The following is a 23,173-nucleotide window of genomic DNA, read 5'->3' on the forward strand; positions in this document are numbered from 1 at the left end:
CTTATGCCGCACATGGCCGCTCATGCAGCCCGCTGACGCTGCTCATGCTGGTGCTCCAGACGCTGGCGCAGGCGCATAGCCGTCAGCTCGTCAATAGGCTGCTCAGGCAAGCCTGGGGTCAGCTGTCCGGTAGTCAAATCCACATGGTCGCAGGTCTGCAGATCCAGATCCATGCGGTGCCAGATAGCGCCCACGGAGATAGCAAAAACTGCACGCCCGGATTGCATCAGCCCAAAGACCTGATCCGGGCCTGAGCATTCGGTGACCTGATCACCGTCACAGACCACGGTCACATGCTCAAGCTGACCCACGGTTCGACGCTCAAGATAAGCCACGGTGCTCGTAGCGTTGACCAGATTGACACCGGCATCCAGAAGCCGCTTGAGGACGGCCAGGATGACCACATCTTTGAAGGAATAGAGCCTGCGGGAGCCTGAGCCATGCGAGGCCTTGATTGATGGTTCTACAATCCGTTTTCGGGCCCAATAATCCAGTTGCCGATAGGTGATGCTAGCCACCTTGGCCGCGACCGTTCCCCGATAGCCCCGGGTCGTCCCCTCGGCCTGCTCAGGCGAAAAGAGTTCACCCTGGACCAGCGTCGGCATCTCATCGGCCATGCCATGCCCCCTATCAGCTTTTGGAGATGACTGCCCGATTATCGAAGTAGACCAGCCTGAACTTGCCGATCATGATTTCGTCGCCGTTGTGAAGGTCTGTCTGGTCCACGCGTTCACGGTTGACGTAAGTACCGTTGAGGCTGCCAGTATCCTCAACCCGGAAGCCATGATCGGTCCGTACAAATATAGCGTGTGCCCGGGAGACCGTTGAGTCGTCCAACAGAATGTCCGCCTTTGGATCTCGGCCCACGCTGACCTGATCCTCGTCCAGCAGATAGCGTGATCCCGACACCGCTCCCCTGGTAGAGATCAACAGGGCCGTACCCTCGGGCAATCGGGCCATGGTCTCCAGGTCGTCCTTGGTCAGTGGACGGTCACCGTTGGAGGTGACTGGAATATTCAGGGCCGGCATGCCGATGATGGTCGTCTCGCCTGCAGTGGGAATAGGTTCTGTCATAATTGCCTATTCTACAGGCTTTGCATACTGATAGTCCTGCACGCGTCGAACCTGGTCGATTTTGACACTATCGGACTGGTCCACTGAAACGGATGCATGGAATTGCACCTTGATCCGCGAGCCCACTCCCCCGGCTATCTGAATGGCATTCTGCAGGCTGTCCGGGTCCCCGATGGCCTTGACTATGTAGGGGCTGTGCAACTTGGCATGGTCGCACTGCAGGCCGGTGCGGGTATCCAGCAGATAGGTGTTGGTGACCACCCGGACATCATTGAAGGATATGACCTCAGCCCCGGCATTGCGCAGCTCCTCGATCAGGTTGAACATGGTCGAGGCATCCACACGGTCGCTGTCTTCGGTGACTGTCACCACCACTCCCCTGCCCTGGGCCGGCAGCCGTCCGGACAGGATGCCGCTGCTCTGTTCGTTCTGCTGGGAGATGCGGGCGGCCTCCTTTTGCTTGTCGGCGGCAGACTTGATGGAGGTCAGCTGCTGGTTGAGCTGGCTCTTGCGCTCTTCCAGCTTGTCAACCTGATTGCTGGTCTCATCCAACACCCGCACCAGCTCTTCCTCGGACAGGCTCTGGTAGGAGGACTGGTTATTGCGCACCTGGACGGCATACCCGAAGCCCAGCAGCGCACACATAAGGGCCACCAGGACGCTGGTGACCAGCCTGACCCGGGTGGCATTGGAGTTGAGTGTGCGCAGAGGCCGCCGACGAACCACCGGGAAAGCGCCGGTCTGCGTATCGTCGGATGGAGCCCTGACCCGCCCAGGCCGCCTGGGCGGAATGCTCTCGGGCATCCGTTCATCGCGCTTCTTCCTGATGAGGGTGTGTCTCATTATGCTCACCCCTTGAAAATGAAACGTCGAATAGCGGAGACGTTGGAGAAAATGCGGATGCCTAGGACCACGATGACGGCCGTGGACAGCTGGGAGCCCACACCCAGCTGATTGCCCAGGAAGACCAGAAGAGTGGCGGTGATCACATTGGAGATGAAGGAGACCACGAAGACCCGGTCCGAGAAGCTGCGCTCGAAGTAGGAACGGACCGCGCCCATCAATGCATCCAAGGCTGCCACCACCATAATGGGCAGATAGGGCTGCAGGACGATGGGAATGTCGGGCTTGAGGAATATGCCCGCCACCACGCCCAGGATCAGGCCAAGAATTGCCGACATGTCAATGACTCCTTCCGGCATAGGACAGATTAGGCAGACCTACAGCATTCAGGCTGAGACGCCGCTGCTTGTTCACATTGACGGTGATGTTCGCATTCTTCATGTCACGCAGGCGGCTTTGCAGATCGCTTCGGGCCATCAGATCAGACAGGGCGCTCTGATCGCCGATAGCCTCGATCTTGTATGGTGCCTCGATGGAAGCGGTCCCCACCAGGATGGTCTGGCCAGCCGTGCGCACGGCGGTCTGCGTTCCTATTCTATTGCCGTTGATGGCGATGGCCTCGGCACCCGCAGACCAGAGCTTGGTCAGAAACCACTGCAGGTCCTGGTCGGTGACCAGTTTGATTTGATCAGCATTGTCCTGGGCATCTTTGGAGGCTATGGGGTTGGCCAGGGTGATGGCGATGCCCTGGCCCTGCACCCTGCTGGTGCCGTTAGTCAGATCGTCGGCCGTCTGGGTGCTGTTCTGACCTTGGCCGCCCACTTGATCCGAAAGCGTGTCGATATTGCCGTTGAGGTCAGAAATCTGCCCGTTAAGGTCATTGGCACGCTTGCTGACCGCCTCTACCTGGGTAATCAGCTTTTCGCGCACCTTCTGACGCGGATCACGGTGCAGCACCTGAACTATGCCCGTGCCGGCCAATCCGACCAGCACACAGATGACGAAGACCAGGATCCTGTTCACCCAGACGCTCAGCGGTGATCGGCGCTCAGCGGGCAACAGGCGGGCATCCTCGAACATGGGATCCATGGGGCGGTTGGTCAGATCATCGATCAGCCTCAGGGACTCATCGGCCATGCGCCGACGTGTGGACTCCTGGGCAGGCTCAGAACTTTCCTGATCCACATAGTGGCGCTCCAAACCAACAGTGGAATGCGAAAAAGCCGCCCGGCGGTGAATCAGGGCACGGTCGGGCGGCACAGGGAAGGATTCAGGCATCATTTGCAGCTCAGTCATGATGACCGTCCTGACGGTCCTGGCAAAGCAGTCCGATGCCCTGACGTGCGTAGATCAGCCCGGCCAACCAGTAGAGCGCCACACCCCAGATCACAGCTGCAAGAGCCACCAGATGGAAGAAGCGGAAGAAGGCCGACGTGCCCACATCCGCAAAAATCAGGGCAGGTATGGCCAGCATGAGCACGGCCGTCCCGGTCTTGCCCGCGAAGTGGACCGGTAGAGGGCCATAGCCGTGCTGGGCCAGCGCCAGAACCAGCAGGCCCATGAGCACATCCCTAGCACCGACGAGGGCCAGAAGCCACCAGGGCAGGATGGAGGCGATGCTCAAGGCAAGGACGGAGCAGAGAATGAGCAGACGATCGGCCACCGGGTCCAGGATCTGCCCCAGCTTGCTGACCTGGTTGAACCTGCGGGCAATGATCCCGTCCACACCGTCTGACAGGGCCGAAATCAGCATCACTACCAGGGATATGATCAGATGCCGGTTGGCTACCAGATAGGCGATAAGAGGAATGGATAGGATGCGGAGCAGGCTGATGAGATTCGGTACAGTGAGAATCACGGAACGCGGCTCAGGGCTGTACCTACTGCGTGAAATTCGATCGATCAGTGCCATCCGACTACATTCTAGAAGCTTGAAGGGCTGTTACAAGGATGGCACGCGCACCGATCTCATAGAGACGGTCCATCAGGTTGTTCACCTGGTCCCTGGGGACCATGGCCCTGACAGCCGCCCACTGCTTGTCGTGCAGGGAGGAGACTGTCGGCGACTCGTACCCGGGCGTGATGCCTACAGCCATGGCTACACGCTCGACCGGGATGTCGTAATCCATCAGTACATAGCGACGGGCTGTCAGCACGCCCTCCAACCTGCGGGACATGACCGCTAGCCGCTCATCATTCGGATCCAGGCGGGGCGACCTGATGAGAATCCCCTCCGACTTCAGAATGGGATCGCCGAAAACCCGAAGCCCGGCATTGCGCAGGGTGGTGCCGGTCGAGACCACATCGGCGATCAGGTCGGCTACTCCCAGCTGGACTGACGACTCCACTGCCCCGTCCAAGTGGATCAGTTCGGCCTTGAGCCCCTTGCTTGTCAGGTAGTCCTCAAGAAGTCGGTCGAAAGTGGTGCCGATCCGCCTGCCGTCCACGTCCTGCAAGGTCCTAATGGAGCTAGTCCCCGGAGCGGCGAACCTGAAGGCGGACGCGCCGAATCCAAGCTGCATGACTTCTACAGCCCCGGTGCCAGAGTTCAGCAGAAGATCGCGCCCCGTGATGCCCAGATCGATGGTCCCCAGGCCGACATAGACAGCTATGTCGTTGGGCCTTAAGTAAAAGAGCTGGATGCCGTTGTCCACGTCATCAACGACCAACTGCCGGTCGTTGGAACGCAGACGGTAGCCAGACTCTGACAGCAGCCTCCATGCGGGCTGGGACAACATGCCTTTATTGGGCACCGCGACCTTCAACACGGCCAACCTCCTAATTGCGGAAGCGAATCTACAGCGGGATGGGATTGAGAGTCACAGGTACCTGTAGACATCCTCCAGGGTGATGCCCCGATCGATCATCATGACCTGGATGTGATACAGCAGCTGGCTCATCTCTTCGGCCGTCCGCTTCTTGCCCTCGTACTCAGCGGCGATCCAGGTCTCCCCGGCCTCTTCATTGATCTTCTTGCCGATGAAATGCGTGCCCTTATCCAGCTCGGCAACAGTCAAGGATCCTTCTGGGCGCTCCATGGCCTTGGTTGTGAGCTCTGCAAACAACCCATCGAAGGTCTTCATCTGGCTATCTCCATTCTTCCTGCAAAACCTGTCAGTCCTTGTAGCTTACCTGTGCGGCCTGCCTGATCTGGTCAATGGCCTTGGCCGGGTCGTCAGCGCCGTAGACCGCGGAGCCTGCCACCAGGACATCGGCTCCAGCCTCTGCCACGATGGGGGCCGTAGTGGGGCTTACCCCGCCATCGACCTGGATGTGGGTCTTGAGGCCACGGGCGGTTATCTGGTCACGCAGGCGGCGGGTCTTAGGCATCTGATTGTCCAGGAACTGCTGGCCGCCGAAGCCTGGCTCCACGGTCATGACCAGAATCATGTCAAACTCATCCAAAATATCGAAGATCGGCTCAACAGGTTCGGCAGGGCGCACGGCCAGGCAGGCCTTGACCCCCATGTCGTGCAGCTGGCGGGCCAAACGGACCGGGGCATGGACGGCCCCGGTGTGGAAGGTGACGGAGGCTACACCCAACTTGGCGAATTCAGGAGCCCAGCGGTCTGGGTCCTCGATCATCAGATGGACGTCCACCGGCAGGTGGGTCACCTGGCAGATGCGCTCCACCACAGGCTCGCCAAGCGTCAAGTTGGGAACAAAGTGGTGGTCCATCACGTCCACGTGGACCATATCGGCATTGGCAATAGCCTTGAGATCCCGCTCCAAGTTGGCGAAATCGGCGGAAAGAATGCTGGGTGCTATCTGAATGCTCATGGAGATTAGTCTATGTTGTACGGAAGACCGGCGGCACCGGTTTGTGGCTCAATTGCACAGGTCCCGACCCTTGGGTGGCCGACCCTGCCCTACTTGTTCTGGGCTTCGGATTCCTGACGCACCTCGAGCTCGGTGATGGTCCTCAGCTTTTCTGACAGCAGGGAGGTCGGCTTGCCCTTGCGCGCTATGAGGACGAAGGCTGCAGCCGCCAGGAAGAAGACCGTCATGGACACCCAGACGTTGACTCTGACCCCGAGGAATTCGTGGGCGAAGTCGATGCGAAGGGCCTCGATCCAGGTGCGCCCCAGGGTGTACCACATGACATACAGGGCGAAGAGGGAGCCGGCCTTGAGGACGTTCACCGCCTTGTGACCGATCCAGACCAGGAGGGCCGCGCCGATTAGATTCCAGATCATCTCATACAGGAATGTGGGTTGGAAGAGGGTGCCGGTCGGGCAGGTGGCCCCGTCATAGCACTGTTCGCTACTGCCGATGGCGGAACCTGCCGCATCGATCTTCAGTCCCCAGGGCAGCATGGTGGGAGCCCCGTAGAGCTCCTGGTTGAACCAGTTGCCCAGCCTCCCGATGGCCTGGGCCACCAGAAGGGCAGGAGCCACGCTGTCGGCCAGCAGGGCGGTCGGGTAATTCTTGTGGCGGCACCAGGCCCAGGCTGCCAGAGCTCCCAGGAGAACTGCACCCCAGATGCCCAGGCCTCCGCGCCAGATGCGCAGGATGTCTGCTGGGTTGCCATTAGCTCCGAAATACCGCTCAGGGGTGGTGATGACGTGGTAGAGCCTTGCGCCGACGATACCGGCCGGTACTGCGCAGATGGCGATGTCCAGAATCTGGTCGGTCCGGCCACCCTCCTTCTTCCAGCGCCTGGCCGTGATCCAGGCAGCCACGATGATGGCCAGGAGCATGGTCAGCGCATAGAACCTGATAGTGACCGGCCCCAGTTGAAAACTGGATATTCCCGGCGATGGAATGTAGGCAAGCGTCATAAAGCCCCAATCTAGCCCCTGGGCCTTACAGCACCATTCACTTCCTGGCCTGGGAGATGCCCCAGCGTAGGTCGGAGCAGACCTCAGACAGGGTTTCCAGCGCCTTTCTGCGGTCCTTCCGCGGCCTGCCCTCGTCATCCAGAAGACAGTGGACCAGGGCCGAGCCGACGATGACCCCATCCGCGTATGCGCCGACCTGGGAAGCCTGCTGGGCGGTCGAAACCCCGATGCCTACGCATACATAAGGGGCGCCAGCAAGCCTGACCCTCGCCACCAAGTTCTGGGCAGAGGTGGACATGCTGGCTCGTTCCCCGGTGACGCCCATCCGGGAGGTCGCATAAACGAAGCCCCTGGCAGCGCGTGAGGTGAGCTGCAGACGCGCATCGGTGGAGTCTGGCGAGACCAGATAGACCCGATCAAGGCCATACCGATCTGACTGCTCTATCCATTCCCCGGATTCGTCGACAATTAGATCCGGGGTGACCAGCCCGGACCCGCCGGCCTCGGCCATGCGCCGCGCAAAATCAGCTACCCCGCGATGCAGAATCAGATTCCAGTAGCTCATGACCAGTGCCCTTGCGCCATCTGCCTGGACCTGACGGACAGCATCGAAGACACCCTCGACCTTGACGCCATTGTCGATGGCGCACTTGCTGGCTGCCTGGATGACCGGGCCATCCATGACCGGGTCGCTGTATGGCAGTCCTATCTCGACGATGTCGACCCCGCTTTTCACCATGACCCGCATGGCCTCCAAGGATGTGGGCACGTCGGGGAATCCGTAGGGGAAGTAACCGATGAATGCCGGCCTGCCCTGCTGGCGAAGGGCCTGCAAAGTGGACGCCAACGGGCTGGGCGTGCGGCTGACCCCCCTTGGCTGAGCGGGCCGGACGGGGGCTTTCTGCCATTGCCATTGCTGGTTGACCATCATCGGACCTCCTCTTCTGCTTGATCGCTCTTGCTGTGCCCGGCCTGGGCTTCCAGATCGCTGGCCTCCTGCTCGGACAGGTACCCGAACCACCTGCCCGCCGTGGCTACATCCTTGTCGCCCCTGCCTGAGATGTTGATCAGAATGACAGGATTCTTGATTCCCCTGCGCAGAAGGTCGGTGGCCGCCTTGCTGGCTCCAGCCAGGGCGTGCGAGGACTCCAGGGCAGGGATGATGCCCTCGGTCCGGCAGAGGTCACTGAAAGCCTGCATGGCCTCCTGATCGGTCGCATAGTCATACTTGACCCGGCCCATGTCGTGCAGCCAGGCGTGCTCAGGTCCAACCGAGGCGTAATCCAGGCCGGCGGAGATGGAGTAGGTATCCATGGTCTGGCCCTGGTCGTCCTCCAACAGATAGGACTTGGCCCCTTGGAAGACGCCGACTTGTCCTGTGCCTGGCGACAGACGGATGGCGTGCTTGCCCGAGCTGGGTCCGTCTCCGCCGGCCTCGTATGCATAAAGGGAGACCCTGGAATCGTCCAGGAAGGTGTTCATGATGCCGATGGCGTTGGAGCCTCCGCCGACACAGGCCACAACCCCGTCGGGATGGTCGATGCCGTATGCGGAAAGCTGTGCGGAAGCCTCTTCGCCGATGACCTTCTGAAAGTCCCTGACGATGGTCGGGAAGGGGTGGGGGCCGGCCACCGTGCCCAGCAGGTAATGTGTGGACTCCACGTTGGTCACCCAGTCGCGCAGGGCCTCGTTTATGGCATCTTTGAGGATTCTGGTCCCGGTGGCCACTTCGACGACTTCGGCTCCCAGCATCCTCATTCTGGCTACATTCAGGGCCTGCCTGCGGGCGTCGATCTGCCCCATGTAGATTCGGCACTTGAAGCCCAGGAGAGCGCAGACCGTAGCCGTGGCCACACCGTGCTGACCGGCGCCGGTCTCCGCGATGACGCGGGTCTTGCCCATACGTTTGACCAGAAGCCCCTGACCCAAGGCGTTGTTGATCTTGTGGGCACCAGTGTGATTCAGATCCTCCCGCTTCAGGAAGACCCTGACTTGGCCGCCGACCCGATCGCTGATCAGCTTGGCGAACCTGGGAGCTGGCGTCAGAGCCGAGGGGCGCCCCACATAGACCCTGTTGAGTCTGTTCAACTCCTCACGAAAGGCCGGATCAGCCTTGGCCTCCTTGTAAACCCGCTCCAGCTCGTCAAGGGCGCCAACCAGGGCCTCAGGTACGAAACGTCCGCCATAGGGGCCGAAATAGGGACCGTCATGGGTCGACAGAGGCCTTGCCTCGGCGGCCTTGAAACTGTGACCAGCCTGAACCAGCAGGCGGACGGTACCCTCCTGATCCTGGGAGGTGACCAGGCCTTCTCCTATCAGAACCGCATCGGCCCCGGCACGGGCGTACCGCTCCAACTCGACCGTGCCAAACACTCCGGACTCGGCCACCTTGACCACATCCTTGGGCAGGTTGGAAGCCAGCCGGGCATACTGGTCAACGTCAACATTCAGGTCCTTCAGATTCCGGGCGTTGATGCCGATCACCCTGGCACCGGCCGCGATGGCCCGCTCGATCTCCTGGCGATCATGCGTTTCGACCAGGGCGGTCATGCCTAGGCTCCCGGCTAGGTCGAGCAGGTGCTTGAGGCGGGTGTCATCCAGGGCAGCGACAATCAGCAGGATCATATCCGCTCCGTTGGCCCTGGACTCCCAGACCTGATAGTCAGAAACAATGAAGTTCTTGTTGAGCACGGGAATGCCCACGGCCTGTCTGACCTGCCGCAGATCCTCCAAGGACCCCAGGAAGCGCCTGCCCTCGGTCAGGACCGATATGGCCGAAGCGCCCCCGTTGGCATACTGCCGGGCCAGGGCGGCGGGGTTTTTGATGTCGGCAAGGTACCCCTTGGAGGGCGAGGCACGCTTGATTTCCGCGATGATTGGAATGCCGACACTCTCCCTGAGCAGTCGCGCAGTGTCCAGGGGTTTGCGCTTCATGCTCCTGACCTGTTGCTTGAGGCTTTCCAAGGGAATCTTCTGTACCCGGCTCCTTGCATCCTCTACGGCGCCGGCCACCAGTTCATCCAAGACGGTCATAGAGCCCTTCCCTCCAGTTTCCTGTGTGTTCCCTGCCACAACCTTAGCGTCTTTCTGCACTGGATTACCCTTCCTCGCTCCGCATTTGTGCCTGCGTACGGTTGCCTTGCACCGCTGGCAAGGGTCCTCCGGCTTCAAAACAGGACCTGTGTCCGGTATGGCAGGCCGCTCCCACCTGGTCGACTTCGATAAGCAACGCGTCCCCGTCGCAGTCGATGCTGACGCCCTTGACGTATTGGACGTGCCCGGAGGTATCTCCCTTGCGCCAGTATTCCTGCCTGGAGCGGGACCAGAAGGTGACCCTGCCCGTGGTCAGGGTGCGTCTCAAGGCCTCCTCATCCATGTACCCGACCATGAGCACCTGATGGCTGTCATACTGCTGGACCACAGCGGCCACAAGTCCCTTGGCATCCTTCTTGAGCCTGGCTGCTATGCCCGGATTCAAACGTACTTCCTGGTCCTTCGAAGACTGTGGCATTGATCCTCATCCTCCTTATATTCATCCAACTGGTTCAGCTGAATTGTCCGACATGACCTTGTCGGTTGATTGTCTTCGTATGGTATGGTTTCACGATGGCTGCCAACGGGCCTGTAAAAGCCATGCGCCTTGCAGTGCCGAAAATTGTCTGCGGGAATGGTTAGGCCTGCCATCGAACCGGATACCCGGCCGCATGGAGCGCCTGCTTGACATCCTTGACGGACACCTGTCCAAAATGGAAGACGGAAGCTGCCAGGACCGCGTCGGCCCCGGCCTTGACAGCTGGAGGAAAATCGGCGGCTTTGCCTGCTCCGCCACTGGCAATGAGCGGAAGGGATACGGCCTTGCGCACGTCGGCGATCATCTCCAGATCGAATCCCCGACGGGTCCCGTCCGCATCCATAGAGTTGAGGAGGATCTCACCGGCTCCGAGCTCCTGGGCCTGCTTGACCCAGTCGATGGCATCAATGCCGGCAGACTGGCGGCCGCCCATGGTGGTCACCTCATATCCCGAGGTAATGCCCTGTGCATCAGATCGGCGGGCATCGACCGAGAGCACCAGAACCTGTCGGCCGAACCGCTGGGCGATGTCTCCGATGACCAGCGGATTGGCAATGGCTGCCGTGTTGATGCCGACTTTATCGGCGCCTGACCGCAGGAGGGTATCGACATCCTGCGGGGTGCGCACGCCTCCGCCGACGGTCAGCGGAATAAAGATCTGATCGGCAGTGCTCTTGACCAGGTCCACCATGGTGGCTCGCCCAATGCCCGAAGCGGTCACATCCAGGAAGGTCAGTTCGTCGGCGCCTTGTTGGTAGTAGGCGGAAGCCAGTTCGACCGGATCGCCCGCATCGCGCAAATTCTTAAAATGGACGCCCTTTACCACACGGCCTTGGTCGACATCAAGGCATGGAATGACACGAACCGCTACCGTCATGCGACCTGCCTTCCTGCCTGAACCGATTTGTTTGAGTAACGACTTTAGCTTCTGCAGTGTCCGGAAACCATAGCGTGTCCGCACTATGGCATGAGCATTGCAAAATGCTGAATCAGGCCTGAAGCTTGACGGCCTTGGCTGCCAGCTGCCCGCACGCGCCGTCGATGTCCGATCCTCGTGTGTCCCTCATGGTTGCAGTGATGCCCGCCTTATGGAGAATGTCCAGGAAGCTCTGCTCATCCTCGGGCCTGGAGGCAGTCCAGCGAGACCCCTCAATAGGATTCAGGGGTATGGGGTTGACGTGCGCCCAGTCGTCCCCGTAGTGGTTGAGGCGCTTGGCCAGGAGGTGGGCATGCTCGGCCTGGTCGTTGATGCCACGCATCAGGGCATACTCGATGCTGACCCGTCTGCCGCTGGCCAGGTAGTAGTCGTGGGCCGCATCCAGGACCTGGGCGGTGTTGAAGCGGCGGTTCATGGGAACCAGCTCGTCGCGCAGCTTGTCGCTGGGAGCATGGAGTGAAACGGCCAGACGGACAGGAATCCCCTCTTTGGCCAGCTTGCGGATGCCAGGGACCACGCCGACCGTGGAGACGGTGATGTTCCTGGCCGAAATACCGAATCCCTTGGGGGGCAAAGCGCTGATCTGTCTGACGGCGGACAGGACAGCCCGGTAGTTGCCCATGGGCTCGCCCATCCCCATGAAGACGATATTGCTCAGACGACCTGGACCTCCGGCAACCTGTCCGGACCTCATCATCTGGGAGGCAGTCCTGACCTGTTCCAGAATCTCACCAGTCGACATGTTCCGCGTCAATCCAAGCTGACCTGTGGCGCAGAAAGGGCAGCCCATGCCGCAGCCGACCTGACTGGAGATGCAGAGGGTGGCCCTGGAGGGGTAGCGCATGAGCACAGACTCGATCCTGGACCCGTCGAAGAGCTCCCAGAGTGTCTTGACGGTGGTCCCCTGATCCGCCTTCTGAACAGCGACCGGGGTTATCAGTTCAGGGAAGAAGAGGCGTGCAGAATCTTGGCGGCTGGCCGCGGGAAAGTCCGTGAAGTCGTCCGGGTCGGTGGACAGATGGTTGAAGTAATGGTTGGCCAGTTGAGAGACACGGAATTTCGGCAGGCCCAGTTGAGCGCAGACCTCCTGACGCTCCTGCTCGTCCATGTCCGTAAAGTGGCGCGGCGGCTTGCCTCGTCGGGCATGGTCTGCCGCCAGAACATCCCTGAAAGCTCCTTCCTTGCCTCCGGGGGTGATGCCGGTCTCAGGCTCGGCACCGGCCAAATCGACGTCTGTCATGCCTCTACCTCATCCTGTATCAGCTATTCAATCTGACAAAACTATGAATATACGCTTGCAATCGATTCCGGTCACAGACCAGTGACCAAAAGAACCAGTGTGATGAACGGTGCGGACATGAGGATGGAATCCACCCTGTCCAGGACCCCCCCATGACCCTTGAGCAGGTGGCCCATGTCCTTGATCCCCAGGTCGCGTTTGATCAAGGATGCACTCAGATCCCCAAGAGTTCCTGTGGCTCCGACCATGATGCCCATGAGCAGGGCGACCCACCAGATCCGTCCCCAATCCGCCATGGGGTAGGTAGCCGCAAAGATGACCAGGGCGCCGACCAGGCAGCAGAGCATGGAACCTGCCAGCCCCTCCAGCGACTTGCCAGGAGAGATACGGGGCGAGATCTTGTGCTTGCCGAAGATCGAGCCAAAGAGAAGTCCGCCAATGTCGCTTAAGGCAGGCAGGAAAATCACCATGAAGGCGTGCGCGGCAGGATGCCCACCGAAGGTGGTGGGCAGGGTTATCAGACAGGCCAGGAGGGTGATATAGACAACGGTCAGGAGGGTAACGCCCACATTGGCCAGGCTGCTTGACCGGCTCTCCCCTCCTGTGGTGCCATAGGAGGCATCGGCCATGGTCTGCGCATCCTTGCCCGACAACTTGGCATTCACTGCCTTGACCAGCCGACCGCCCAGGCGGTGGTTGCGGGTGGCCGCAAGAACCCCGACCAAGGCAGTGACCAAAACTCCGGCTGTCATGACCGCCACATGGTCCGGCGCATAGAAGGAGGCCAGCATGGTGGCCGCCGAGCAGATCCAGAGCTCGACCACCGGTATATGCAGGCCTGCCGTGGCAAAGTCCACCCTCAGCTCCCAGAGCCCCAGGGTCATGAAAACCACAATCAGGTAAATGAATGCATCGATGCGCACCAGGATGCAGGCCAGGATGATAACCACCAGAAGCGCGCCAGTGGCTACCGCCTGCGGCAAGTTACGCCCGGTCCGCTTATTCAGGGTTGCGACGGCATCCTGACCGGCCGTCTCGACAGAGCTTTCCTTAGTACTCATATACAGTGGATCCTCCCCATGCGGATCAGACTTCGAGAATCTCCTTCTCCTTGGCATCCAGAAGCTGGTCGATCATGTCGTTCTTCTGCTTGGTGACGGTCTCAAGCTCCTTCTGCAGCCGGTTGCCTTCATCCTCACCCAGGTCGCCATCCTTGACCTTAGCCTCCAGCTCTTCCTTGACCTTGCGCCGGATGTTGCGGACAGCCACCTTGCCCTCCTCGGCCTTGTTCTTGGCCAGCTTGACATAGTCCCGGCGGCGCTCCTCGGTCAGCTCGGGCATGGTGACCCTGATGACGTTGCCATCGCGGCTGGGGTTGACGCCCAGGTCCGAGTCGCGGATGGCCTTCTCGACTGCGCCTGCCTGGGAGGGGTCGAAGGGGGTGACGGCCAGAGTGCGAGGCTCCGGGACGCCTATGGAAGCCAGCGACTTGATGGGCGTGGGAGTGCCGTAATACTCCACCATGATGTCGTTGAGGAAGGAGGGGTTGGCACGCCCAGTCCTAATTCCCGAGAAATTCTCCTTGGTCGCCTCGATGCTCTTGTCCATCTGTCTTCCGGCCTGGTCCACCACTGTGGTCATGATGTGCTCCTTGCTGTATAGACCATCCGCCTGTGCGCGTAAGGTCCGTCGTTCTTATACTCTACGGCCATGGGGCCACGGGGGCCAAGCGGCGCGATACGAGCCCGCAGCCAGTCACAGGGTACGATCAGGACCGCCGTGAACCAGGGTGCCCAGACGCTGGCCTTTGAGCGCCCCGGTCACGTTGCCTTCGCCCTCCAGTCCGAAGACACGGATAGGCATGTCGTTGTCCCGGGCCATGGACAGCGCTGCCGCATCCATAACAGCCAGGTTGTCCACCAGTGCACGCTGGTAGCTCAGATTGGTGAACATGCGCGCAGATGTCTGTTTGTGCGGATCAGCCGTGTACACGCCGTCCACACCGTTCTTGCCCATCAGGACCTCGACGCAATGGATCTCCAAGGCCCGCTGGATGGAGACGGTATCGGTTGAGAAGTAAGGCATGCCGGATCCGGCGCCGAAGATGACCACGCGCCCCTTCTCCAGGTGGCGGATGGCCTTAAGCGGGATGTAGGGCTCGGCCACCTGGCCCATGGTGATGGCTGTCTGCACCCTGGTGGCCTGACCATCCTGCTCCAGGAAGTCCTGCAAGGCCAGACAGTTCATGACCGTGCCCAGCATGCCCATGTAGTCGCCGCGCGAACGCTCGATTCCGGCCTGGCTGAGCTCGGCTCCGCGGAAGAAGTTGCCGCCGCCCACCACAATGGCGACCTGCACGCCGCTCTGCACTGCCTGGACGATTTCCTTGGCCACCCGCTTGACCACCTGCACGTCAATGCCGACCTCGCCTCCCCCGAAGGCCTCTCCGGAGAGCTTGAGCAGCACACGACGAGACGATGCTGGGTTTTGCGCTGAATCGGATCCGGTCATAAAAGCCCTTTCTCCAAACATGATGACGTGCGTAATACGCCGCTAATAGGGTATCGAGGCTGGGCGACAACACCTCCTTGAGAAGACCCAGGTAATAGGCCCGGGGAATCAGCCCGAAACACAAGAAGGGGAGCGACCATGGAAGCCGCTCCCCTGCCATTAATGCCGGCCGTCCGGCCTACCCACTCAAGCAGGATCAGGCGAGACGACCTAAGACATTGCCGGACTGCTTACTGCTCCTCGTCGCCCTTGCCGACCTCGAGACGGGCGAAGGCCAAAGCCTTGCCGCCAGCCTGCTTGAAGAGGTCATCAATGGTCTTGGAGGTGTCCTTGACGTACTGCTGCTCCAGCAGGACGGTCTCCTTGAAGAAGGCGTTTAGACGCCCCTCGACGATCTTGGGAATGATCTTCTCGGGCTTGCCTTCGGCCTGGGACTTCTCGGTGGCCACTCGACGCTCGGACTCCACCACGTCAGCGGGCACATCCTCGCGGCTGAGCCACTTGGGGCTCATAGCGGAGATCTGCAGGGCCACCTCATGAGCGACCTGGGCGCCTGCCTCATCAGTGGCGATCATGGCCACGATGGAGGGGGGCATCTCCACGGACTTGCGGTGGGCGTAGATCTCGACACGGGGACCTTCGACCCGGGCCACCTGGCCGACCTTGACGTGTTCATGGAAGAGCGCGCCGGCCTCCTCTACAGTCTCCTTGACGGTGCCGGACTTGGATGGAGCAGCATCGACCTGCTCGGCGTTGGAGGCATCGGCCCTGGCCACGTCGCCGATGACCTCCTGGCCGAACTCAACGAACTGAGGGGTCTTGGCCACAAAGTCGGTCTCGGAGTTGAGCTCGACGGCATAGCCAATCTGACCCTGTCCACCCTCGACGACGGTGGAAGCGATCAGGCCCTCCTGAGCCTTGCGGCCCTCACGGGCGCCTGCGGCCTGGATGCCGGTGGCGCGGATGATCTCCTTGGCGCGGGCCATATCGCCCTCGGCCTCGGTCAAGGCCTTCTTGACGTCCATCATGCCGGCGCCGGTCTGATCACGCAGCTCCTTGATCAGTGCAGCGGTGATTTTTGCCATGAAACTCTCCTATCTGGTCTTTCCTGGATGTATCTATCTAGGCGCCAGGTTTCAGGCGGCCTGATCGGCAGCGGGGGTCTCCTGCTGCTCTTGCGCAGGCTGCTCGGCCTGGGGAGCCTGGGCGGCCTCCTGGCCCTGTTCCTGCGGCTGTCCGTCCTTGTTCTCCAGCAGGTTCTTCTCCCACTCGGCCATAGGCTGGTCGGAGGCCTCCTCGGTCTTGGCGGCCTTGCCGGAGCGCTCCAGCAGACCGTCAGCCACGGCATCAGCCATGAGCCGAGTCAGCAGCTCGACGCCGCGAATGGCATCGTCGTTGGCAGGAATGGGGTAGGTGACGAGCTCAGGATCCGTGTTGGTGTCCACCAGAGCCACGACCGGGATGCCCAACTTGTTGGCCTCGGAGACCGCCAGGGCCTCCTTGTTGATGTCGACCACGAACAGGGCCGAAGGGGTGCGGCTCATGTTGCGGATGCCACCCAGCTGACGCTCCAGCTTGTCCTTCTCGCGCCGAAGGAGCAGCAGCTCCTTCTTGGTCAGCCCCGAGCCGTGCACGTCGTCGAAGTCCATCTCCTCCAGCTCCTTCAAGCGGCCGACCCGCTTGGTCACAGTCTGGAAGTTGGTCAGCATGCCACCCAGCCAGCGCTCGGAGACGTAGGGCATGTTCACCCGGGTGGCCTGGGCCTTGATGGCCTCCTGGGCCTGCTTCTTGGTCCCCACGAAGAGCACGGTGCCGTTGTGGGCCACGGTCTGCTTGATGAAGTCATAGGCCTGGTCGATCAGACCGAGCGACTTGAAGAGGTTGATGATGTGGATGCCGTTACGCTCCATCAGGATGTACTGCTTCATCTTGGGGTTCCAACGACGGGTCTGGTGTCCGAAGTGGACGCCGGCCTTCAGCATTTCGCTCATGGTGATCTGTGCCATGTCCGTACCTTTCATTGTCGGTTATTGCCTGGCCATGTGCACCTGCGTGCAACTCCGAGGAGCCGACCGACACAGGACGTCGCGGACATGGCGCGAATTCGCGGCGTGCGTTCGGGAATACTCTTGGCGCGCCTGTCCACCCGTGACAGCGGACATGCGCAATGACACGCCGGATTACTATGATACCCAAGGCCAATGACCACGGGTATCGTGTTCTCCTTCTGCCTACCTGGTTGATCTCAGCTGTTGCATGGCCTTGCGGCGGACATCGCTCTCCAGCCGATCCACATAGACATGGCCGTCCAGATGATCGCACTCGTGCTGGATCATCCGCCCCATAATGCCATGGCCTTCAAGAGTCACTGTTTTACCGTCCAGATCGATGCCGTGGGCCCGGGCGTAGTCGGCCCGTCTGGTCGGATACCAGAGGTTGGGCAGGGACAGGCATCCCTCCTCGCCATACTGCTCGCCGGAGGTCTTATCGATGACCGGATTGATGATGTAGCCCACCTTGCCGCCGATGTTATACGAGAAAACGCGCAGGCCCACGCCGATCTGGTTGGCAGACAGGCCTGCCCTGCCGGGGTCGTCGACAGTGTCCACCAGGTCACGCACAAGAGTGCGGACAGCCGGGGTGATGCTGGTCACAGGATCGCAGGGGGTGCGCAAAACCGGATCGGGAACCACTCTGATTGTACGAATCGCCACTGCCTACTCCTCGTCATCCCGGCCGTCGCGGCCGTTCTTCTCGTTCTCTGGGGTTGCTTCCTCCTCCTGGCGACCATCACGCTTGTGTCCGGTCATGCTGGCCAGGGAGTCGCTCACAGTGGTCCGTGCCCTGCTGACGATGTCATTCTCCTTGGCGGCGGGCTTGGCTGACGTCCTGGGCGCATAGAGGACCTTGTCCACAAGTTCGGAATACTGGCGAAGCACCTCGGGGCGCACCACCTTCAGACTGGGGGTCAGGGTGCCGTCCTCCTGGCTGAAGTCCTTGTCCAGCACTAGGAACTTGCGCACCGACTCGGCCCGCGAGACGTTGCAGTTGGCCTTGTCCACATACTGCTGGATGAAGGCATGGATGGCATCATTATGGCTGGCCTGCTCCATGCTCATGTCAGCGTCCAGACCCTGGGAGACCAGCCAGGACTTCAGCATGCCGGCATCCAGGGTGACCAAGGCGCCCACGAAGGGCCTGCCGTCGCCCACGACCACGGCTTGGGAGACAATCGGACAGGTGCTGATGACATCCTCCATAGGAGCCGGGCTCACATTCTTGCCGCCGGCGGTGATGATGACGTCCTTCTTGCGACCGGTGATGAAGACGAAGCCTTGGTCGTCGATCTGGGCCAGATCGCCGGTGTGCAGCCAGCCGTCCTTATCGAGCACGGTGGAATCCAGCTCTGGCTGGTGGTAATAGCCCATGAAGACGCTGGGGCCCTTGACCAGAAGCTCGTCGTCGTCGCTCAGCCTGACTGTGATGCCCGAGCCAGGGCGGCCGACCGACCCCACCTCGTTGGCATCCTCGAAGTTGACAATGCAGGGGGCTGCCGTCTCAGTCATCCCGTAGCCTTGAATGAAGGTGATCCCGTCGATTCCGTTGAAGAAGTGGGCCAGGTCGGCGTTCATGGGCGCGCCGCCGCAGGCCAGGTAGCTCAGGTTGGAGCCCAGGGCCGATTCGATCGTGTTGCCGACGGTCTTGGTGTAGAAGGCGTGGGCCAGGCGGGTCAGCGGCGAGTGGCCGCGCCCCTCCTGCTCGTCTTTGGACCACTTGATGAAGTGCCTGGTGGCCTTGGCGAAGACCTTGCCGGCCAGACCTGTGCCGGCCTTCTGCGAGGCGGCGTTGTAGACCTTCTCAAAGACACGGGGCACGCCCAGCAGGTAGGTGGGCCGGAAGGTACGCAGGTCGGTCAGCAGGTGCTTGGCGTTGGAGACGTATCCGACCACGCCTTGGGCGCCGATGGCCACGTACTGGATGTAGCGGGCGAAGCAGTGGGCCAGGGGGAGGAAGAGCATCAGGCGGGAAGGCGCTGCCAGCATGTGGTAGAGCACATCCCAGCCCACGAAGACGATGTGGACGAAGTTCCGGTTGGAGAGCATGGCGCCCTTGGGCTCCCCGGTGGAACCCGAAGTGTAGACGATGGTGGCCAGATCGTCGGCCTTGACCTGGGCTATGGCTTGGTCAAGGCGCTCGTCGTCGATCCCCTGGCCGAATTCGCTGACTGCGTTCAGACCCCCGGCTTCGAAATTGAAGACATACTTGAGCTTGGGCGAGGACCCACGAACCTGCTCCAGAATCTGCGCATGCTCCGAGTCGCCGGCGAAGGCCAGAACGCAGTCCACGTCCTGAACGATCTTCTGGGCCTGGCTGGGCGAGTCGGTCTCGTAGATGGGTACCGAGACCGCCCCGATGGCGGCGCAGGCGAAGTCCGTGACCCCCCAGTCATAGCTGGTGGAGGCATAGATGACCACGGTGCTGCCCTTTTCCACGCCCAGGGCCATCATGCCCTTGGCCACAGCGCGAACCCGTGCGGACATCTGCCCGGCCTTGACATCGTGCCAGTTTCTGGTCATGGGATCCTGCCACTGGGCAACCAGCTCCTCAGGGTCGCGGGCGGTGCGTTTTGCCAGGAGTGAATAGATGGTGTCCTTGTCCGTCGTCGGGTGTTGAAGCTCGACCGTAAATTCACGCAACATACCCACCATCATATGGGTCAACCCGCCAAATCCGTCGCCTAGCCAATGTCGAAGCGCACACAGAGCCAGCGCGAACCGCTTCTGACAACGATCAGGTTGGTCAGCACCGTGCGCTCGCCGACCAGGAATCCGATGGTCGTTTCGTACCGGTCGCAGTCCACGCCGTAGAGCTCGACCAGTTTAGGAATTAGTGGCAGGTAAGCCAGGCCGACATGATCCGACGTGCGAACCATGCCCAGATGCCGATCACGCATCAGCTGGGCCAGCATAGCCAGCCGTTCCATGCAGACGCGGTTGAGCACGCGGTCCAGACTCTTCATCGGCAGACGGCCCCGCAGCACATCGAAGACCCTGGATGCCAACGCACACAGGTTGACCAGAATCCGCTTGAGATCACCCGTCAGCCCCTCATGCCCGTCAGTATCTGTCGGCCGAACGAAGTTGACAGTGCGCACTGTCAGATTGATGTCCCCAAGTCCCAGCGGCACCTGAGCAGAGGTAGACGGCCACCAGCCGCCAACGTCCTTTTCTGTCGAATCCCCGACAGCCTGATTCCCATCCCAGGTCGGCGCCAGATCCATGTACTCCGTCATACTTGTCTCCTCGCACTTCGATGTGCTTGTCCCCCCCCCTATCATGCCGGCGAGGTGCACTGGGCGACCGACGCAACGACAGCGATTACGTCCAGAGTAAGAATGCGCTGAGGCAATGTAAAGGCCGGTTCAGGAATGTGGTCAACCTGAACCGGCCTTGATACCGATTGTGGATAAATAGGCTTTGAATGCCCTGTCCGGCTTAGCAGCGGGGAGCAGAAGTCACCGCCACGCGGCACTTCTGGAAGTTCTTGACATCCACGTAGCCGGTGGAGGCCATGGCCCGGCGCAGGGCCCCGATCAGGTTCAGGCTGCCATCGGTGCGATCGCTGGGTCCGAAGAGTATGCGCTCCAGGCTCCCCACCTGGCCAACCTGGACCCTGCGACCCCTTGGCAGCTCAGGATGATGTGCCTCGGCCCCCCAGTGCATGCCCTGACCGGGAGCCTCCATGGCCTTGGCCAGAGGCGTGCCCAGCATGACCGCATCGGCCCCCATAGCCAAAGCCTTGACAAAGGACCCCGAGGTGCCGGTCTCCCCGTCGGCGATGACCTGAACGTAGCGGCCACCGGACTCGTCCAGGTAGTCGCGACGCGCCTCGGCTACATCCGAGATGGCCGTGGCCATAGGAGCCTGAATTCCGATGGTGGCGGAGTCAGTAGAGGAGGCTCCCCCGCCGAACCCGACCAGCACCCCGGCAGCACCCGTGCGCATCAGATGCAGGGCAGCCTGGTAGGTAGCAGCCCCGCCAACAATGACCGGAACGTCCAGATCGTAGATGAACTTCTTCAAATCCAAAGGCTCATGACTGGTGGAGACATGCTCAGCCGAGACCGCCGTGCCGCGGATCACGAAGAGATCCACGCCCGCATCGACCACTGTAGCGTAGAACTCCTGGGTGCGCTGAGGCGACAGGGCACCGGCCACCGTGACCCCGGCCTTGCGAATCTCCTGTAGACGGCGGGTGATCAGTTCCGCCTTGACCGGCTCACGGTAGGCCTCCTGAATGACTCCGGTAGCCTGCTCCGGCGAGGCATGGGCTATTTGATCCAGCTGAGGGCGCGGATCCTCGTATCGGGTCCACAAACCCTCCAAGTCCAGCACGCCCAGTCCGCCCAACCGTCCCAAGGCAATGGCCGTCTCCGGACTGGTCACCGAGTCCATGGGCGCCGCCAGAAGAGGCAGGTTGAACTCGTAGGCATCCACCTGCCAGGCCGTGGACACATCCTGGGGATCCCTGGTCCTTCTTGATGGGAGTATGGAGACATCATCGAGCGTATAGGCCACCGTGGCCTTCTTGCCGAGACCGATTTCGATTTCCTGTGTCATACCTGCCAGCCTAGCGCCTCATGATGACGCTCCGGCGTGCTACGAACGGGTTACGAGCAGGGGAACGGAGGGTAACAAACTTGGGATAGAACTGTCCGCGAGCGCAACTGCGGCACCGGGAGCAGGATCCGGCCCCCGACTCGCCCACTGTTAGGAGGTCGCCATGGAGAAGATCGCCGTGAAGGGATGCATCGTCGAGCTCGACGGTGACGAGATGACCCGGGTCATATGGAAAATGATCAAAGAACGGCTGATTCTGCCCTATCTGGATGTGGACCTGGACTATCATGACTTGGGCATCCGCAACAGGGACGCCACCGACGACAAGGTCACCGTGCAGGCGGCTCAGGCCATTCAGCGCGAGCATGTGGGCGTCAAGTGCGCCACAATAACCCCGGACGAGGCCCGGGTGAAGGAATTCGGTCTCAAGCACATGTGGAAGTCGCCCAACGGCACCATTCGCAACATTCTTGGCGGAACCATCTTCCGCGAGCCCATCGTCATCGACAACATCCCCCGACTGGTTCCCGGATGGTCCAAACCCATCGTGGTGGCCCGCCATGCCTTTGGCGACCAATACCAGGCCACTGATTTTACCGTGCCCGAGCCTGGAAAGCTGAGCGTTACCTTCACCCCCGATGTCGGGGGCGAGCCGGTGACCCGAGAAGTGACCGTCTACCCAGGTCCGGGTGTGGCCCAGGTTCAGTTCAACCTTGACGACTCCATCCGTGACTTTGCGCGCTCCTGCTTCAACTATGCCCTGCAGAGGCACTACCCGGTCTACCTGAGCACCAAGAACACCATCCTCAAGGCCTATGACGGCCGGTTCAAGGACATTTTCGCCCGAGTCTACGAGCAGGAGTACCAAAGTCGGTTCGAACAAGAGGGGCTGGCCTACCAGCATCGGCTGATTGACGACATGGTGGCCTCCTCCCTCAAGTGGCAGGGAGGCTATGTCTGGGCCTGCAAGAACTACGACGGCGATGTTCAATCCGATGCAATAGCTCAAGGGTTCGGATCCCTCGGCCTCATGACTTCCATGCTGATGACGGCCGATGGGCAGACCGTAGAGGCAGAGGCCGCCCATGGAACCGTGACCAGGCATTACCGGCGCTGGCTCAAAGGGGAAACCACCTCCACCAATCCGATCGCATCCATTTTCGCCTGGACCGGCGGACTCAAGCAGCGGGCGCGGCTGGATGACACACCCAAGGTGTTTCAGTTTGCGCAAACTCTGGAGTCCGTGGTCGTCGAGACCGTGCGCTCCGGCCGCATGACCAAGGACCTGGCCAGCCTGGTCGGTCCTGACCAGCCCTGGCTGGACACCGAAGGGTTTATGGATGCCCTGGACCATGCCCTCGCCGAGCGTATGGTTTCGAATACGACAGCGGCCAAGGACCCCAGGGCGGACTAGCGGATCAGGCACGGCATCATCTCCTGGCTGTCGCAGGCGGTTAATCTGCTCAGTTCGGTTTTGACTGTCTGTCCCTAGGCGAGAACCTTGTGCGCAAAAGCAAGGAGGCTCCATACGCTCCTGCCCGAGAGCCCATAATGGTTGCTCGGAACCCGACCAGAGTCGGGTTCTGTCGGAACGAA

Annotated in this window: 25 protein-coding genes; 1 reads left to right on the plus strand and 24 read right to left on the minus strand. The window is 61.0% G+C overall.

Annotated elements, in window-relative coordinates:
* Window positions 1-20 precede the first annotated feature (20 nt).
* From J3T95_RS02475 to J3T95_RS02590, 24 genes are all read right to left on the minus strand, one after another.
* Window positions 21-617, minus strand: a complete 597-nt coding sequence (locus tag J3T95_RS02475; protein ID WP_416378732.1) for a MerR family transcriptional regulator — start codon at window positions 615-617, stop codon at window positions 21-23.
* 13 nt (window positions 618-630) lie between these two features.
* Complete coding sequence (locus J3T95_RS02480) at window positions 631-1,074, minus strand: FHA domain-containing protein (protein ID WP_267450282.1); 444 nt, start codon at window positions 1,072-1,074, stop codon at window positions 631-633.
* Window positions 1,075-1,080: 6 nt separating this feature from the next.
* Entirely contained in the window at window positions 1,081-1,917 is an 837-nt protein-coding gene (locus J3T95_RS02485; RefSeq protein ID WP_267450283.1) for a DUF881 domain-containing protein, read from the minus strand.
* Window positions 1,918-1,922: 5 nt separating this feature from the next.
* Window positions 1,923-2,255 (minus strand): small basic family protein, encoded by a 333-nt coding sequence (locus J3T95_RS02490; RefSeq protein WP_015021764.1) that lies wholly within the window; start codon window positions 2,253-2,255, stop codon window positions 1,923-1,925.
* 1 nt (window position 2,256) lies between these two features.
* A complete protein-coding gene (locus J3T95_RS02495; protein ID WP_267450284.1) occupies window positions 2,257-3,213 on the minus strand; it encodes a DUF881 domain-containing protein in 957 nt (318 codons plus the stop codon).
* Complete coding sequence (locus J3T95_RS02500) at window positions 3,206-3,829, minus strand: CDP-alcohol phosphatidyltransferase family protein (protein ID WP_220237286.1); 624 nt, start codon at window positions 3,827-3,829, stop codon at window positions 3,206-3,208. Before J3T95_RS02500 ends, J3T95_RS02495 begins: the two co-directional genes overlap by 8 nt.
* Window positions 3,830-3,833: 4 nt before the next feature.
* Window positions 3,834-4,685 (minus strand): ATP phosphoribosyltransferase, encoded by an 852-nt coding sequence (gene hisG / locus J3T95_RS02505; RefSeq protein ID WP_267450285.1) that lies wholly within the window; start codon window positions 4,683-4,685, stop codon window positions 3,834-3,836.
* Between the two features lie 51 nt (window positions 4,686-4,736).
* Entirely contained in the window at window positions 4,737-5,000 is a 264-nt protein-coding gene (locus J3T95_RS02510; RefSeq protein WP_220237284.1) for a phosphoribosyl-ATP diphosphatase, read from the minus strand.
* Window positions 5,001-5,031: 31 nt separating this feature from the next.
* On the minus strand, window positions 5,032-5,697 hold the full coding sequence (rpe, locus tag J3T95_RS02515; RefSeq protein ID WP_267450286.1) for a ribulose-phosphate 3-epimerase: 666 nt from the start codon (window positions 5,695-5,697) through the stop codon (window positions 5,032-5,034).
* Between the two features lie 89 nt (window positions 5,698-5,786).
* Complete coding sequence (gene lgt, locus J3T95_RS02520) at window positions 5,787-6,698, minus strand: prolipoprotein diacylglyceryl transferase (protein ID WP_220237282.1); 912 nt, start codon at window positions 6,696-6,698, stop codon at window positions 5,787-5,789.
* Window positions 6,699-6,735: 37 nt separating this feature from the next.
* Window positions 6,736-7,626, minus strand: coding sequence for a tryptophan synthase subunit alpha (gene trpA / locus J3T95_RS02525; RefSeq protein ID WP_267450573.1), 891 nt, complete (start codon window positions 7,624-7,626; stop codon window positions 6,736-6,738).
* Window positions 7,626-9,731, minus strand: coding sequence for a tryptophan synthase subunit beta (gene trpB, locus J3T95_RS02530; RefSeq protein ID WP_267450287.1), 2,106 nt, complete (start codon window positions 9,729-9,731; stop codon window positions 7,626-7,628). Before trpB ends, trpA begins: the two co-directional genes overlap by 1 nt.
* Window positions 9,732-9,795: 64 nt before the next feature.
* Window positions 9,796-10,209, minus strand: a complete 414-nt coding sequence (hisI, locus tag J3T95_RS02535; protein WP_267450288.1) for a phosphoribosyl-AMP cyclohydrolase — start codon at window positions 10,207-10,209, stop codon at window positions 9,796-9,798.
* A gap of 160 nt (window positions 10,210-10,369) precedes the next feature.
* Entirely contained in the window at window positions 10,370-11,146 is a 777-nt protein-coding gene (gene hisF / locus J3T95_RS02540) for an imidazole glycerol phosphate synthase subunit HisF (protein ID WP_267450289.1), read from the minus strand.
* 112 nt (window positions 11,147-11,258) lie between these two features.
* A complete protein-coding gene (rlmN, locus tag J3T95_RS02545; protein ID WP_267450290.1) occupies window positions 11,259-12,446 on the minus strand; it encodes a 23S rRNA (adenine(2503)-C(2))-methyltransferase RlmN in 1,188 nt (395 codons plus the stop codon).
* 71 nt (window positions 12,447-12,517) lie between these two features.
* Entirely contained in the window at window positions 12,518-13,507 is a 990-nt protein-coding gene (locus J3T95_RS02550) for a phosphatidate cytidylyltransferase (protein ID WP_220237277.1), read from the minus strand.
* A 25-nt stretch (window positions 13,508-13,532) separates the two neighbouring features.
* Window positions 13,533-14,087 carry a ribosome recycling factor gene (gene frr / locus J3T95_RS02555; RefSeq protein ID WP_029678900.1) on the minus strand — a complete coding sequence of 185 codons (555 nt, stop codon included), beginning with the start codon at window positions 14,085-14,087 and terminating at the stop codon, window positions 13,533-13,535.
* A 114-nt stretch (window positions 14,088-14,201) separates the two neighbouring features.
* The gene (pyrH, locus tag J3T95_RS02560) at window positions 14,202-14,957 is read right to left on the minus strand and encodes a UMP kinase (RefSeq protein ID WP_267450291.1); all 756 of its coding nucleotides are present in this window, start codon (window positions 14,955-14,957) and stop codon (window positions 14,202-14,204) included.
* Between the two features lie 230 nt (window positions 14,958-15,187).
* Entirely contained in the window at window positions 15,188-16,042 is an 855-nt protein-coding gene (tsf, locus tag J3T95_RS02565; protein ID WP_267450292.1) for a translation elongation factor Ts, read from the minus strand.
* Window positions 16,043-16,093: 51 nt separating this feature from the next.
* The gene (gene rpsB / locus J3T95_RS02570) at window positions 16,094-16,963 is read right to left on the minus strand and encodes a 30S ribosomal protein S2 (RefSeq protein ID WP_220237274.1); all 870 of its coding nucleotides are present in this window, start codon (window positions 16,961-16,963) and stop codon (window positions 16,094-16,096) included.
* Window positions 16,964-17,188: 225 nt separating this feature from the next.
* The gene (locus tag J3T95_RS02575; protein WP_220237273.1) at window positions 17,189-17,671 is read right to left on the minus strand and encodes a peptide deformylase; all 483 of its coding nucleotides are present in this window, start codon (window positions 17,669-17,671) and stop codon (window positions 17,189-17,191) included.
* Between the two features lie 3 nt (window positions 17,672-17,674).
* The gene (locus J3T95_RS02580; RefSeq protein ID WP_220237272.1) at window positions 17,675-19,657 is read right to left on the minus strand and encodes an AMP-dependent synthetase/ligase; all 1,983 of its coding nucleotides are present in this window, start codon (window positions 19,655-19,657) and stop codon (window positions 17,675-17,677) included.
* Between the two features lie 38 nt (window positions 19,658-19,695).
* A complete protein-coding gene (locus tag J3T95_RS02585; protein WP_220237271.1) occupies window positions 19,696-20,250 on the minus strand; it encodes a hypothetical protein in 555 nt (184 codons plus the stop codon).
* 202 nt (window positions 20,251-20,452) lie between these two features.
* The gene (locus tag J3T95_RS02590; protein ID WP_220237270.1) at window positions 20,453-21,577 is read right to left on the minus strand and encodes a GuaB3 family IMP dehydrogenase-related protein; all 1,125 of its coding nucleotides are present in this window, start codon (window positions 21,575-21,577) and stop codon (window positions 20,453-20,455) included.
* 163 nt (window positions 21,578-21,740) lie between these two features.
* Between J3T95_RS02590 and J3T95_RS02595 the strand changes: the two genes are divergently transcribed.
* Window positions 21,741-22,991: an NADP-dependent isocitrate dehydrogenase gene (locus J3T95_RS02595; protein ID WP_267450293.1), complete on the plus strand. Its 1,251-nt coding sequence runs from the start codon at window positions 21,741-21,743 to the stop codon at window positions 22,989-22,991.
* Window positions 22,992-23,173: the final 182 nt, after the last annotated feature.

Source organism: Bifidobacterium sp. B4079, from assembly GCF_026537385.1.
Lineage (GTDB): Bacteria > Actinomycetota > Actinomycetes > Actinomycetales > Bifidobacteriaceae > Bombiscardovia > Bombiscardovia asteroides_I.